This is a genomic window from Spirosoma lituiforme, assembly GCF_054776635.1.
Genome location: NZ_BAAHBO010000004.1, coordinates 435,699 through 450,875 on the forward strand (window position 1 = coordinate 435,699; position 15,177 = coordinate 450,875).

At 52.1% G+C, this 15,177-nt stretch carries 11 protein-coding genes; 10 read left to right on the forward strand and 1 reads right to left on the reverse strand.

Annotated features, from left to right (window positions below; all coding sequences use genetic code 11):
• Positions 1–59 precede the first annotated feature (59 nt).
• From ACYU87_RS17205 to ACYU87_RS17250, 10 genes are all read left to right on the forward strand, one after another.
• Positions 60–1,496 carry an anthranilate synthase component I family protein gene (locus ACYU87_RS17205; protein WP_461135314.1) on the forward strand — a complete coding sequence of 479 codons (1,437 nt, stop codon included), beginning with the start codon at positions 60–62 and terminating at the stop codon, positions 1,494–1,496.
• 78 nt (positions 1,497–1,574) lie between these two features.
• Positions 1,575–2,141, forward strand: coding sequence for an anthranilate synthase component II (locus tag ACYU87_RS17210; RefSeq protein ID WP_461135315.1), 567 nt, complete (start codon positions 1,575–1,577; stop codon positions 2,139–2,141).
• Positions 2,142–2,244: 103 nt separating this feature from the next.
• Entirely contained in the window at positions 2,245–3,231 is a 987-nt protein-coding gene (trpD, locus tag ACYU87_RS17215; protein ID WP_461135316.1) for an anthranilate phosphoribosyltransferase, read from the forward strand.
• Entirely contained in the window at positions 3,228–4,031 is an 804-nt protein-coding gene (gene trpC / locus ACYU87_RS17220; RefSeq protein ID WP_461135317.1) for an indole-3-glycerol phosphate synthase TrpC, read from the forward strand. The genes trpD and trpC overlap by 4 nt, the downstream gene beginning before the upstream one ends.
• A 10-nt stretch (positions 4,032–4,041) precedes the next feature.
• The gene (locus ACYU87_RS17225) at positions 4,042–4,686 is read left to right on the forward strand and encodes a phosphoribosylanthranilate isomerase (protein ID WP_461135318.1); all 645 of its coding nucleotides are present in this window, start codon (positions 4,042–4,044) and stop codon (positions 4,684–4,686) included.
• A gap of 341 nt (positions 4,687–5,027) precedes the next feature.
• Positions 5,028–6,230: a tryptophan synthase subunit beta gene (trpB, locus tag ACYU87_RS17230; RefSeq protein WP_461135319.1), complete on the forward strand. Its 1,203-nt coding sequence runs from the start codon at positions 5,028–5,030 to the stop codon at positions 6,228–6,230.
• 53 nt (positions 6,231–6,283) lie between these two features.
• The gene (gene trpA / locus ACYU87_RS17235) at positions 6,284–7,111 is read left to right on the forward strand and encodes a tryptophan synthase subunit alpha (RefSeq protein ID WP_461135320.1); all 828 of its coding nucleotides are present in this window, start codon (positions 6,284–6,286) and stop codon (positions 7,109–7,111) included.
• A gap of 16 nt (positions 7,112–7,127) precedes the next feature.
• Positions 7,128–7,736, forward strand: a complete 609-nt coding sequence (hisIE, locus tag ACYU87_RS17240) for a bifunctional phosphoribosyl-AMP cyclohydrolase/phosphoribosyl-ATP diphosphatase HisIE (RefSeq protein ID WP_461135321.1) — start codon at positions 7,128–7,130, stop codon at positions 7,734–7,736.
• Positions 7,737–7,832: 96 nt separating this feature from the next.
• Complete coding sequence (locus ACYU87_RS17245; protein ID WP_461135322.1) at positions 7,833–8,168, forward strand: phage holin family protein; 336 nt, start codon at positions 7,833–7,835, stop codon at positions 8,166–8,168.
• An 85-nt stretch (positions 8,169–8,253) separates the two neighbouring features.
• Positions 8,254–8,628, forward strand: coding sequence for a RidA family protein (locus tag ACYU87_RS17250; protein WP_461135323.1), 375 nt, complete (start codon positions 8,254–8,256; stop codon positions 8,626–8,628).
• A 15-nt stretch (positions 8,629–8,643) separates the two neighbouring features.
• Here the strand turns inward: ACYU87_RS17250 and ACYU87_RS17255 are convergent, their stop codons facing one another.
• The gene (locus tag ACYU87_RS17255; RefSeq protein WP_461135324.1) at positions 8,644–15,102 is read right to left on the reverse strand and encodes an alpha-2-macroglobulin family protein; all 6,459 of its coding nucleotides are present in this window, start codon (positions 15,100–15,102) and stop codon (positions 8,644–8,646) included.
• Positions 15,103–15,177 lie beyond the last annotated feature (75 nt).

Below are 15,177 nucleotides of genomic sequence, written 5' to 3' on the forward strand. Positions count from 1 at the left end.
CACCGCATCCCGGTGGGCCTTATTTTTTTGCCTTTTCTATCATCGTACTAAAAAAAGCTATGCCAACCCTAACAGCCCCAACCACTTACCGCGTTGTCAGCCGTCACAAACGGATGCTGGCCGACATCATTACTCCGGTTAGCATTTACCTGCGTATCCGCGATCGTTTTCTGAACAGCATTCTCCTGGAAAGTTCTGACTACCACGGCAACGACAACAGTTTTTCGTATATCGCGTTCGATCCCGTTGCCAGTTTCTCCTACGAATCCAAGCTGCTGACCGTCCGAATGCCGGGTGACAACGAGCAAACAAGGGCATTGGCCGAACAGGATGTACTGGGTGCTCTTCAGCAGTTTAAAGATAGTTTTGAGCACGAGAAAGCCCCCTTCCCATTCATCTCCAATGGCTTGTTCGGTTACTTCGGCTATCAGGCTGTGCAGAGTTTCGAGGATATTTCGCTGCACGCACCCGTACCACCCGAAAACCAGATGCCGGCGGCAGTCTTTACCGTTTATCGATACGTTCTGGCCATTAACCATTTCAAAGATGAACTGTACCTGTTTGAGCACAGCTACCTGCGCGATGGCGAGACTCAGCCCGACAGCACATTAGACTACATCAGCGATCTGATTACGGGCCGTAATTACCCGACTTATTCGTTCAGTCCGGCAGGTCCGGAACAATCGAATTTCACGGACGATGAGTTTCGGGGGGTCATTCAGAAAGGAAAGGACCACTGCCAGCGGGGCGATGTTTTCCAGATCGTTTTATCACGCCGGTTCTCCACCCCTTTCGTTGGCGATGAATTCAACGTGTATCGGTCGTTGCGCTCGCTGAACCCTTCTCCTTACCTGTTCTACTTCGATTACGGCAACTACAAGCTGTTCGGCTCTTCGCCCGAATCGCAGATCGTCGTCAAGAACCGTCAGGCTACCATCTACCCGATTGCCGGCACTTTCCGGCGTACGGGCGACGATATCCGCGACGCTGAACTGGCGCAGAAACTCTATGACGACCCTAAAGAATCGGCTGAACACGTCATGCTGGTTGATCTTGCCCGCAATGACCTGAGCCGCAACTGCGATGTCGTGAAGGTCGAGACCTTTAAAGAAGTACAGTACTATTCGCACGTCATTCACCTCGTTTCGAAAGTTGTCGGCGATCTGACCGAAACGGCTGATCCGCTTCAGATCGTAGCCGAAACTTTTCCGGCCGGAACATTATCCGGTGCGCCCAAACACAACGCCATGCAGCTGATTGACCGGTACGAGAACATAAGCCGTAGTTTCTACGCCGGCAGTATCGGCTACATGGGTTTCGACGGTGAGTTCAACCACTGCATTATGATCCGCACGTTTATGAGCAAAGACAACACGCTCTACTACCAGGCGGGGGCCGGTGTCGTCGCTAAATCGGTCGTTGAAAGTGAATTGCAGGAAGTTCACAACAAGCTGGCTGCGCTGCGGACAGCGATTGAGCAAGCCAAAACGCTGTAACGCGGACCGTACGGGCAACCCCGATCCTGTCTGCATTGATATCCATTACTAATGGCGGACTTCCCGTCCGCGTTACTCATGAAACTACTCGTCTTAGACAACTACGATTCTTTCACCTACAACCTCGTCTACATTCTGCGGGAGTTAGGTCATCGGCCTGACGTGATCCGGAATGACAAGATTACTCTCGATTCAGTCGAGCAATACGACAAAATCCTGCTTTCGCCGGGGCCGGGCATTCCTTCCGAAGCGGGCATCATGCAGGATCTGGTCCGGGAGTACGGCCCAACCAAAAGCATACTGGGTATTTGCCTGGGTCATCAGGGCATTGGCGAAGTGTACGGCGCCACCCTCGAAAATCTGGGCGATGTGCTCCACGGCGTCGCGCATAAGGCCGCCATTGTGGATCGTTCGGAGCCAATTTTCGCCAGTATTCCCGAAGAACTGACCGTTGGCCGGTACCATTCCTGGACAGTCGTTCCCGATTCGATGCCCGCTGATTTACGCGCAACGGCCCTAGACGAGCAAGGTCGCATCATGGCCCTATCGCACACCCGTTTCGACGTAAAAGGCCTTCAATTTCATCCTGAATCGGTTTTGACCGAGAACGGCGTCAAGATGCTGGAGAACTGGTTAACCATTTGATATCACGTGTAGAGACGCGACCCTTCGCGTCTCTCAGTCACCGGCTGATATTGCTGACGCACAGGAGACGCGAAGGGTCGCGTCCCTACACATATAAACACACATGAAAGCCATTCTCAATCACCTTTTCGAATACAAACACCTCACCAAAGACCAGTCGCGGGAAGTCTTGCTGGGTATTGGGCGGGGCGAATATAATCCGGCGCAGATTGCCTCATTTTTAACGGTTTACATGATGCGGAGTTTGCGTCTGGAAGAGCTCGAAGGCTTCCGGGATGCGATGCTCGAACTGTGTTTACCCGTTGATCTTGACGCGTATGACCCCATGGACCTTTGCGGCACGGGGGGCGACGGGAAAGATACCTTTAACATCTCAACGTTGTCGTCTTTTGTGGTGGCAGGTGCCGGTCAGTGCGTTGCTAAACACGGTAATCATGGCGTATCGTCGCTGGTGGGTTCATCGACTGTGATGGAAAAACTTGGGTATCGGTTCACCAATGATGTTAGTGAGTTACAGCGCAAAATGGATACCGCAGGCATCTGCTTCCTCCACGCACCCCTGTTTCATCCGGCCATGAAAAACGTTGCTCCCATCCGGCGCGATCTGGGGGTGAAAACCTTTTTCAACGTACTCGGCCCCATGATCAATCCGGCAAAGCCTGCCAAACAGCTTGTTGGCGTGTTTAATCTTGAATTGGCGCGATTATATGCGTACCTTTATCAGCAAACCGACAAGCGGTTTATGATTCTGCACGCCCTGGATGGGTACGATGAAATTTCACTGACGGGCGCTTTCAAGGTTATCAGCAATACCAGTGAGCAAGTCCTTGAGCCTGAGCAATTAGGGCTGGATGTACTGACTCCCGAGTCGCTGGCGGGTGGCCACACGCTGGATGAATCGGCGCAGATATTTTTGAACGTGTTGAATAACGAAGCCACGTCGGCCCAGAAGCAGGCCGTGTTAGCCAATTCAGCAATGGCCCTGCTGGCGGCCGGCAAGGCCGAAACCCGCGAAGAAGCCGTTGCCATGGCGCGCGAGTCGTTGGAAAGCAAACGGGCGTTAGCGTGTTTTAAGAAGTTGATAGCATGACAATTCTCGACAAAATAATCGCCCAAAAGCGCATTGAAGTAGAACAGCGTAAAGCTGAAACACCCGTGTCGGTACTGGAACAACTCCCCGACTTTAAACGGATCTGTCTCTCCTCACGGGATGCCGTACAGGATCTACACTCGACGGGCATCATTGCCGAGTTCAAGCGCAAATCTCCCTCCAAAGGAATCATCAACGACCAGGCCGACCTTGTCACGACGACCCAGGGTTACGTGAAAGCTGGCGCTGCCGTGCTGTCGATTCTGACCGATGAGTCCTTTTTTGGCGGAACGCCGGCCGATTTGCAGGCCGCTCGGCAAGCAAATCCCGGAACACCAATTCTCCGAAAAGACTTTGTGGTTGACCGGTATCAATTGATCGAAGCCAAAGCCTGGGGTGCCGATCTGGTGCTGCTCATTGCGGCCTGCCTGACCGCCGAGGAAATAGCCGAGCTCAGCCTACAGGCCCACGACCTGAGCATGCAGGTGTTGCTCGAAGTACATGACGAAGAGGAACTTGACCGCTCGTTGACATACAACATCGATCTGGTGGGGGTCAATAACCGGGATCTTAAAACCTTCACCACCTCAATCGACACGTCACTGCGATTGGTGGAGCGGATACCCGATTCCTTCGCCAAAATCACCGAGAGTGGCCTGGACAATGCCGATACCATGCTAGCGCTGTTCCGGGCTGGCTTCGATGGTTTCCTGATTGGTGAAGCCTTTATGAAAACAACCGATCCAGCAAAGGCACTAGCCAGTTTGGTAAACCAATACAATTCTACCCTGTCAATTTAACTTGTAAGCCATGAAAATCAAAGTGTGCGGTCTGCGTGATGCCGACAACCTGAAAGAGATTGCCGCCCTTGGTCCTGACTTTGTTGGATTCATTTTCTACGATCAGTCACCCCGCTTTGTTGGCGAAGAGTTGGATGCAGATGTCGTAAAAGGGTTGCCCCGCTCCATTCGAAAAGTGGGGGTATTTGTCAACGCCAGCCCCGATTTGATTCTGCGATCGGTTAAGAAATACGATTTTCAGTATGTGCAGTTGCACGGCAACGAAACGCCGGACTATTGCCGGAGCCTGCGCAATCGGGGCATCAATATCATCAAAGCGTTTCGGGTCGACGAGTCGTTCAATTTTTCGATGCTGAACAACTTCAAAGCCCAGTGCGACTTTTTCCTGTTCGATGCTAAGGGCGATCAACCCGGCGGTAACGGCCACACCTTCGACTGGAGCATTCTGAGTCGGTACGATAACGAAAAACCATTTTTCATCAGTGGTGGTATCGGACTCGACAACCTCGACCAGTTGGCGGATTTGAAAGGCATGAAGTTGTACGGTGTCGATGTAAACAGCCAGGTTGAACTGTCACCCGGTGTGAAAGACGTAAACAAAGTAAAAGAACTCATTACCCGGCTTCGGCCCGTTGAAGAAGAGGAAGCCGTGTGATGATCTGGCGAGTTATCCTGTTCTGGAATTCTTTTCGTTAAAATCCGACTGGGGTATTCAGAAAGTGGAGTTCATGCTTGACATGATAGCCCGCTATCCTAGTGTCGATATCACACGGGCCTTAGTACGATACTATGCGGAGTTGGATGCATTCAGTCAAGGTAAACTTAGAACGGCTCCACTCAAATCCTCCGCCCGGAATATGGGCAAAAATGATATTTGGCGGTCCGCCGTCGCGGTTGCGGCCACGGCACTATATCTAGATATGGAACTACACATCAACGATAATGATTTTGACCATCTCCCAGCGTTAGAATTACGATTAGTAAAGCATTAGTATCATGCAAACAACAACTCTTGAACCACAGACCTCTTTCGAGGTATCAGATAAAGGCTTTTATGGCCACTTCGGCGGAGCATTCATTCCTGAAATGCTTTACCCAAATGTTGACGAGTTACGGCAGAACTACCTGAACATCATTGCCGATCCGGCCTTTCAGGCTGAGTTCTGGCAGTTGCTCGAAGAGTATGTTGGTCGGCCAACGCCGTTGTTTCTGGCTAAACGCCTGTCGGCTCACATCGGGGCTACGATTTACCTGAAACGTGAGGATCTTTGCCATACTGGCGCGCACAAAATCAATAACACCATTGGTCAGATTCTGGTGGCGCAACGATTAGGCAAAAAGCGCATCGTGGCCGAAACGGGTGCCGGTCAGCATGGCGTGGCTACTGCAACGGTCTGCGCGCTGATGGGACTGGAGTGCATCGTTTACATGGGCAGCATCGACATGGAACGTCAGAAGCCAAATGTCGACCGGATGCGGATGCTGGGCGCGACGGTTGTTCCGGCCACATCGGGAAGCCAAACCCTCAAAGATGCCACCAACGAAGCCATGCGCCACTGGATCAATAACCCGGTCGATACGCATTACATCATTGGCTCGGTGGTGGGTCCACACCCTTATCCGGATATGGTAGCGCGGTTCCAATCCGTTATTTCTCAGGAGATAAAGAAGCAATTGGCAGCCAAAACCGGAACCGAAAATCCCGATTACGTTGTAGCCTGCGTGGGTGGAGGCAGTAATGCCGCCGGTGCTTTTTATCATTACCTGAATGAACCATCCGTTCGGCTGGTCGCGGTCGAAGCCGCCGGTCAGGGGATTACCTCGGGGCATTCTGCCGCAACAACGGCACTTGGCAAGCCAGGCGTACTGCACGGAAGCCGTACCATTTTGATGCAGACCGAAGATGGTCAGGTAACGGAACCGTACTCTATTTCGGCGGGTCTGGACTATCCGGGCATCGGTCCGTTACACGCCCACCTGTTCGAATCGGGACGGGGCGATTTCTACGCCGTTACGGATGATGAGGCTTTACAGGCCGGTTTTCAACTGAGCAAACTCGAAGGCATTATTCCGGCTCTGGAAACAGCGCACGCCCTGGCTGCCCTTGAGAAAATGAATCTCAACCCCGACGACGTCGTCGTCGTGTGCCTGTCGGGCCGTGGCGATAAAGATTTAAGTACTTACTCAAAGCATTTGTAAATTATAAAACGGATAAGGCTACCTGCGCGGTGGTACTCCGTTTTACATGAACGATGAACGAACACCTAACCTACCCTGAAACGGTCGACGCTGCGGCCAACCGGATTGCCAGCCTGTTCGCGCAGAAGAGCGAGCGATTGCTGAATGTCTATTTTACGGCCGGATACCCGAATCTACTTGACACGACAACCATTCTGCGTGGTTTACAGGAAGCGGGCGTCGATCTGGTTGAAATTGGTATGCCCTACTCCGACCCCGTTGCCGATGGCGAAACGATTCAGCAAAGCAATGAGCAGGCCCTCAACAACGGAATGTCGCTTAAAACGCTTTTTGCTCAGTTAGCCGGGTGCCGGACCGATGCGACCAACCCTATTACAGTACCTATTCTGCTGATGGGCTATATCAATCCGGTACTTCAGTTCGGTATCGAAAACTTTTGCCGGAAATGCCAGGAAGTAGGCGTCGACGGGGTTATTTTACCTGACCTGCCACTGGATTTATTTCTAGATGAATACGCATCGACTTTCCGGCAGTATGGCCTTGTTAATGTCAATCTGATTACGCCCCAAACGACCGAAGCGCGTATTCGGCTTATCGATGCTGAATCAGACGGATTTATTTACATGGTTTCCTCCGCCAGTATCACCGGTTCGGTGAAAGGCGTCAGTGATACCATGAAGGCCTATTTTGACCGGATTCAGAGCATGAACCTGCGGAACCCCCGCCTGATTGGTTTCGGCATCAACAACCACGACACCTTCAATACGGCCAGCCAGTACGCGAACGGGGCCATCGTTGGCAGTGCTTTTATCCGGCATCTGGGCGAAAATGGAACATCGGCCGAGAGCATCCGGGCGTTTGTAGAAACGATTCGGGCGTAACGACTACCTTTGCGGCATGAATTCCGAGATTAACTTTGACAAGTCCCCCGACGGTCTCATTCCGGCCGTCATTCAGGATGCCGAAACCGGTAAAGTCCTGATGCTGGGATATATGAATCGCGAGGCTTACGACAAAACCGTTGCCGAAAACATCGTCACGTTTTTTAGCCGAAGCAAGCAACGGCTCTGGACCAAGGGCGAAACCTCCAGTAATTTTCTGCACGTTCGGGAAATCCTGGTTGACTGCGACGGCGACACGCTGTTAATTAAATCGACTCCCGATGGGCCAACCTGCCATACTGGCGCCGACACCTGCTTCGATGAGGTGAATCAGGGACGGGGACAGTTTTTAAACTATCTGCAAAACATCATTCACGATCGGAAGGTAAACCCCTCTGACAAATCGTATACGACGAGCCTGTTCGGGCGGGGGGTAAACAAGATTGCGCAGAAAGTTGGCGAAGAAGCCGTCGAGCTGGTCATTGAAGCCAAAGACGATAACGACGACCTGTTCAAAGGGGAAGCGGCCGATTTGCTGTTCCATTTTCTGGTCCTGCTGGAACAGAAAAATATGGATTTAGATGATATTGTTGCTGTGTTGCAGACGCGTCACGTCAAACAATAGAATCCGGTTTCATGTTCAAGATTCCGTGCTCCCTGTCAAATGCAGGCCATTCTGTTACAGGCAGCATTCATCATTGACCATTTAAACCTATCATTTATGGGACTCATTATCCGTATTCTTATTAGCGCAGTAGCCGTTTGGGTAGCTGCATACTTTGTTCCGGGTGTTTCTGTGTCGGGTGGTGCCGGCACTTACCTGATCATCGCCATCGTGCTGGGCTTTCTGAACGCCTTCATCAAGCCGATCCTGACGGTCTTAACCATTCCAATTACTATTATTACGCTGGGTCTGTTTTTGCTGGTACTGAACGTATTGATGGTTTACTTGACGGCCTATCTGATTCCCAACTTTCACGTCACCGGCTTTATTGCGGCTTTGCTCTTTAGTATTGTCGTTTCGGTTGTGACGGCCCTGATTGATGCTATTGTCTAGTTAAGACACGGGTATATAAATCATCAAACGCCATATCGTCGAGATATGGCGTTTGTCATTTTAAGCTTATTCTACATCAACGTTTATGACATTCATCAATACGCCGAATGCCCCCGTACCGGGCGGTCATTACTCGCAGGCCGTCGTCCACAATGGCCAGATTTATCTGTCGGGTATTTTGCCCATTACGCCAGCCGGCGAAAAGCTGAGTGACGCCACCATTGCCGAACAGACGGAACAGATACTAGCCAATCTGGAGGCTATTTTACAGGCAGCCGGTAGCCAACGTGCCAACGTCCTGAAAGTAACCGTTTTCATCTCCGACATAGCGGCCTGGAGTACGGTTAATCAAATCTATGCCCGGTTCTTTGGCGACCACCGGCCCGCCCGTTCGGTCGTGCCCTGCTCCACGTTGCACTATGGCTTCGGCATTGAACTGGAAGCCATCGCGATCGTGTAACATAAGTCGTTTATACTACTTCACCTTCACCCGTTCTCCGGCGGAGTGCGCCGAAAATTCGGGAGCATAAAAGCACTGAACGGTAGCCACTCCCGCCGAGAAATCGCCCGTTTGGGCCACCCGCAGATCGTATTCGAACACGTGCGTACCAACGGGTAAATAACTCATAAAGAAATCCGTGCTGGCATCGCGGGGAGCCTCGTAATAACCCAGGCCGTTCTGGTATTTGTAGCCCGATAAAGCCGCTACCGGCTCAAAGCCCGACGCCCGACCATCTTTGAGATGAACATATTCCATAACCCGGTCGGTTTTGAGCACCAGCCGTACCTTGATCAGATCGCCTGGTTTGATGGTCGTTTCTGACGCTACGGGCGTAATGACCGGACCGCCCGGCGAGTCGTGCTGCACATAAAGCGTTTTCTGAACGGACAGACCCGCGCTACCCGGCATTACCCGGTCGAGGGGTTCAAGATGTTGCCAGTATAAAGCGCCCCAGGCCGGTCCTTCGCCGGTTTTGGTGATCTGAATCGTACCCATCTCCGGTTTGATCTCACTGGCGGCATACGTTACGTTCTGATATCCCGTAATTACATCCGATTTTGTTACGCGACTGTCTATCGACTGCCCACCCAGACCTACGTGTGTGTTTACGCCCGTACTGAGCCAGTCATTTCCCCGTAGCAGAAGCGCATAAATAGCTTCCGTCGTAGCCTTGGTCGATGACCACGATTGCGTTTGTTTCTGCCGCAGTAACCAGCGTTTCATCGCATCGACTGAGGGCCCGTCCTGCCTTATTTCGCCGAAGGCTTCGATCAGATAGGCCTGGGTTTCGATGGGTGTCTGGTACCAATACAGCCCGCTTTGGTTTTCCGGCCAATACATACCCAACTCGTCTGACTCCCGCGCCCGCTCGCGCAGCGAACGCAGAATACCATCCGCCGTTTTGGTATCACCGAAACGATTGAGTGCCATAGCTGACAACGCCTGTCCTTGCAGACTCTGGCTCAACCAATCGCTGGCCACCCGCTGTTTCAGATAGGCCAGTACGGTTTTGTCGACGGGTACGTTCGGGTAGAAGCTACGGGCATACAGGTATTGGGTAGCCGAGAAGTACCAGGAAGGCACCTTTTTCCCTTTCTTCTGCTCATCATTTTTTTTCTGCTCGTTGACCCACTGCCTGATTTCCGCATCGGCAAACTGGATAGCCTGAGTTTTCATCTCATCCAGATCGGCCCGTATCTCCGCCGGAAACGCAACGCCTAATGTCTGCAAATGGCCGAACCCGCTCAGGATATGCAGGGTCATGGTCAGATTTGGCTCCATGCCCCCAAACCAACGGAAACCACCCTGGGCTGGAGTGCCCCCGGCTATTTGCAACTGCTTCAATTTTTCAAACGCCCGAATCTGCTCGCTTTCCATCCGGCTGGCATCCAGCAACTGGCCCAGTTTCGCCTGCCGATCGGCTTCTGAACGAGCATCGGCCAGCCAGGGCGAATTCTCCAGCATGACGGCTTTCAACGCTTCGTTCGACTGAAGAGGACTCGTTGGGGGCGTTTTTTGCCATTCAGCAATCACCTGTCGGAACGCAGGTTTGCTGTTGACGATGTGTGCGGCAAGGCTATTGGCGTACAATCGGCTGAATAACTGCTCGGCACATTCATACTGATAGTCCATCAAATAGGGCAACGACTGTAGCGCATACCAGCTGGGGTTGCTGGTTACCTCTACGGTCAATCGCTCGTGCTGCACCGGTAGTTCGGGCGAGAGAGTAGTCAGTTCCTTTAAGGTGAATTCTTTTGTTTTCGTTGCTCCGGTCCCCGATCCATTAATCCAGAATGGTTTAGTATCGGTCACCAGCATTCGGTTGGGCAATACGGGAATCGTAAACTCTTCCCCATCGGTAAATAATCCCGATTGCGCCGTCAGGCGACAGGTAACAGCATCGAGACCCGTTGGCACAACCAGCGTCCAGCCAACAACCTGCCCCGCACCGGGATCAATGCTGACGGTCGATTGCAGGCTGGCGTTCGTCAGTTTCTGATTGATGGGCTCACCGGTCAGAGCATCCAGCAAAGAAAGGCTTGCCAGCGCAGAAAGGGGTTTTTCGCTTAGGTTATTCATGCGGGCCGTTAGCCGGATGGTGTCGCCTTCGCGCAGGAAACGGGGTGAATTGGCCGTGATCATCAGTTCTTTCTGGGTAATGATCTCCCGTTCCAGCGTACCGGTTTTCAGGTCTTTCGTATGCGCGAATGTCAGCAACCGCCAACGGGTAAGCGCTTCCGGCATGGTAAATTTCAGGACAACCCGCCCCTCTTTGTCCGTTTGGGCCTGTGGAATGAAAAAAGCGGTTTCGTTAACATTACGGCGAAGGTTGATGATGGGGGATGGGGTTTGAGACGCAAGGGAGTGCGTCTCTACGGCATACCGGTTCGATTCGTTCGCATCACTCTGCATGGGCGCAGCCATTTTTGCAACGGCTCCGCTCACACTACGGCGCATTTCTGTACCATATCCAACCACAGCTACTTCGCTAAGGGCCAACGCATCGGGCATTAGCTGAAATGACGCCGTTTTTTGCTTGAGAACCCCTTCACTGCTAACGTAACCGACTGTCGAAAAGATCAAGGTAACCTCTTTAGCGCCTGATTGATTCGTCAAGGAGAACTGCCCTTTTTCGTTTGATGATGTGCCTGTCGCGGAACCTTTTATTGACACGTTAACACCGGGTACGGTTGAGCCGTTTTTAAGTTTCGCCGTCCCGCTAATGACATTACCCATCCGTCGGACAGTTATCTGTATAGCATCACCCGACACGCCAAATGAGCCGATGGGGATGTGCGAAAATGGACGATTTCCGTACGGGGAGAATCGATAGCCTAACCACCCTAATTTGTCATATCGGCGCTCTGGAACAGGTGGCTCAGGCTGATAGTGGTAAAAAAGCGCACTACTTCCCTGTGCATTGAAACTGTTGGTTTGCCATCCGTAGAAATTCGTTTGATACGGCTCGTAGAAGGCGGTGGGCCAGTCGAGTCGGGCAAACGCATCCAGCGACGCATCGTAAAGCGTAGCCACCAGTTCGGCAGGTTTCTTGTCCAGCCCACGAATGGCTAACGTCCACTCTTCACGTTCGCCGGGCTTGAGCTTATTCCGGAAGGTTTTTGTCTCGATGGTTAGTTGCTTGTTGGTGAAGGGTACCACAACGACCTGCGATTCCTGATACAGGCGTCCGTTCTGGATCACGGCAAAATGAATAGCCAGGCCACCCCGTTGTTTTTCGGTAATGGGGAAAGTTACCCGCCGGGGCTTTCCCTCGGTCTTTACCCATTCCTGCCGCACAACCTTATGGTTTTCCTCAACGGTCATCAACACCCAGCCCGGTTGACCAGTACCTACCCAAAAGATGGCCTCTTCACCGGGTTCGATGGTAGCTTTGCGAACCTGTACCCAGCGATCGGCCCGAGCCGAAGCCACTGGCTGGTTATCGTCTACGACGGTGAAGAAAGCCCGCTCCTTGATCGTCTTTCCCGAAGAATCGACAACCGTTACCTCGGCAACATATTCTCCGGGCGTGTATCGGCTAATATCTGGCTTGATCAGTGAATCAGCCGGTGCGTTGATGACCTGCTGCTGAATGATGTCTCCTTTGGGCCAGGTTCTTGGGTCCAGTTCATTGGCATACACATCGTTCGGAAATAGCTTCTCAAATTCCGCCCGACTCAGCAATTGCCGGTCAGGACGATTCCAGAGTCGGTTTCGTAACGGTCGGCTGGGTGGTTGCAACCGATACACGGTAAGCTGCCCTTTGGCCGCCACTTTTTCGCCCGATTGATTGGTGATTTTTATAGGAAAAGAAACCGGTTTGGTTTTCTCTATCTGCTCCGGAATAGCCAGGCTGACCTGCAAGGCCGAATACCCAATGGCAAGCGTCTGGGTCGTACTGCGCGTTTCGCCCGCCTTGTCCGTCACGTCGATGGCTATATCGAATTCAAAAACGGGGTTATCCTGACGTGATTTTTCAAGGTCAGGCGTGGCCGCAAAAGTGATTCGGAGCGCCCCCTGTGCATCCGTCGCGGTAGTTCCGCTCGCAATCTCACGCTGGCTGGTATTCCGGAAGCCTCCTCCGATCCGAGCCGTAGACCACTCATACCACCGTTGCCGAACCCTACGCGTTACCCGATAACGAACAGCAGCTCCGTCGACAACCGCCCCCGAAAACGTTTTGGCCAGTGCGGCAACAGTTATCGTATCGCCCAGCTTAAACGACTGTTTTATTGGATTGGTCTTTACCTCGAATGTAGGTCGCTTGTACTCTTCCACCCGAATGCTGGTACCGCCATGACTGGTTTGAATGGTCATCATGCCTGTAAGCCTACCCGCGGGAGCGGTAAAGGTGGCCGCGAACGTACCGAATTCGTTGGTCTTGAGCGTCTGTTTAGCGATACGTTCTCCGTTTTGGTCAAGCAGTTCGACATCAACGGCTTCGTTGGCGACAACGTCGAACTGGTTCGTTTTGCCCTCATACAACAGACCTTTCGCGTAGATCAGTTGGCCGGGCCGATAGATGGACCGATCAGTGAACAGCTTGACGTACGTCTGTGGTTTTTCGCTCTCTTCCTGATTGTTGTTCCGGTAATAACCCTGTGTTCCCGAAAGCAACGTATCCTGTCCTGACGTAATCAGGTACTGAAACGTAGCCTGTACAGGCATAGCACTGGCGGGTATTTTCAGTCGTCCATTAGCGTCCGTCTGAGCGGTGGTAAGACGGCTGAGGGCGTTGAGCGTTTGGGCAGTCACCAATGACACCGACGCCTTATTCACAGGCTCACCGGTAAGCCGATTGGTTACGTAAAGCAATTCATCAGCGTTGTTGCCAGACGAGGCAATGTAACCCAGAGCAGATACCGTAAAAACGGTGTGTTGTACCAACTCCAATTCCAGCCGAAATTTTTCCTCGTTGGTAGCCAGCAACAGATATTGCCCGGAGGATAAACCCGACAGGGGTATTTCTACAGAATGCCTGTTCAGATCACCATCGTTGGGTAGTGCGACCGATTCCTCTCGTACAGGAGAGCGTTTGACCATTGTCTTAAAAAACGGATTAGGCTGGTTTCCATTATTAACTCGGTTCCAGTACGTCTGTAATTCGGACACGTTAATCTTGATGATCCGATACCGTATTTTACCAATATTCTGGTAATTCACCAGTACCCGGAAAGGTTGGTCAGGGGCATTTATGTGCTCTGCCTCCAGCGAATAAGACGGTTTGATTAATCGGCTCAGCAACTGATCAGCCTGTTTAGCGGCCAGCGTTGCGGGAAAGCGACGAATCAAATCCTGACAGATATCGGCGGCTTGCTTATTGTTCCAACGCAGCGGATTCGGCCGATCTGAGTCAAGCGCATCGTCATCGAGTGGCCGAACGTCGTTACCCACGTTTGCCAGGAACGACGCTAGCTGAAACCCGTAGACCGCTTCGGCAGGTTGGTTTTTATACCGGCCAATTTGTTTATCAAGCGTTTGCCGATAGAGCGAATCCTTTGTCGGAACGACACTATTTCGGTACACAAACTGCAACCGGAGTACATCGACATCGGCCAGCGCGTTGGGTGCTGCATCCGACAGATGAAATGTCAGTAACTGCTGATACAGCTTCAGCGCCTGAAAACGTCCCGATAGCGAATCCCGGCTCTGAATGGTCAATTTGGCAAACACATCCGGGACAGCCAGGTAGTTGGCCTGATCCAGATCAAAGTTGAAAACCGGTTTCAGCAGATCAGGCTCTGTATTTTGAAAGAAATCAATGGCTCGGTGCGCCAGTAAGTCGTAAAGGGTGGGGCGAAGCGGGCGAGCATCGGCATCGCCTTTTTCGAGCAGAACGTCATAAGCGGCAATGGGCGTTTTCTGCAACAGTTCGCGAGCTTTCAATGATTCCAGATAGGCGCGGGTTATCGCTTCCACAAGGTGAGGAGCGTCCCAGGTTCTGAAATCGGCGGTTGTATCGGCTGCTTTCTTTGACTCAGTAGCGGTAGCGCCAGGCTTAGCTTTTCCACCTCCACCGGTACCTTTTACAGCCTGCCCTACGGTGGTTCTGTTGTAAAATTTTTGGCGGTTTTGCTGAAAATAGCGCCAATAAATATCTGCCTGTACCGATTGCAGAACGGATTTAGCCGGTTCGGGCGTTTCTGTAATATCCCGTTGCAGCGAGTTGATCAGTTCTACGTAAGCATCTTCGTCCGAGTAAGTCCGAAAAATCATGCGTGCCATAGCTGCCTTCGCCACCTGCGGGTAGTTATGGGCGGCTCTGGCTTCCTTATAAATCCGGTTGGCGATCTGCAGCGACGATTTAGGCAACCCTTTGGAAGCCAGCGAGTCGGTCCGTTTCCAATCGGAGGTATACGTCGGCTGGGGTTGGTTCTGGGCCGATGCAGCCATGGCCATCAGCATCAGGAAAAGAGAAAAATAAGCGTTCATTGTGTGTAGCACAGGTGGTTCGTTGTGGTAGATGACTATGTTTCTATTTTTCCACAACACTGGTTACTATGACTC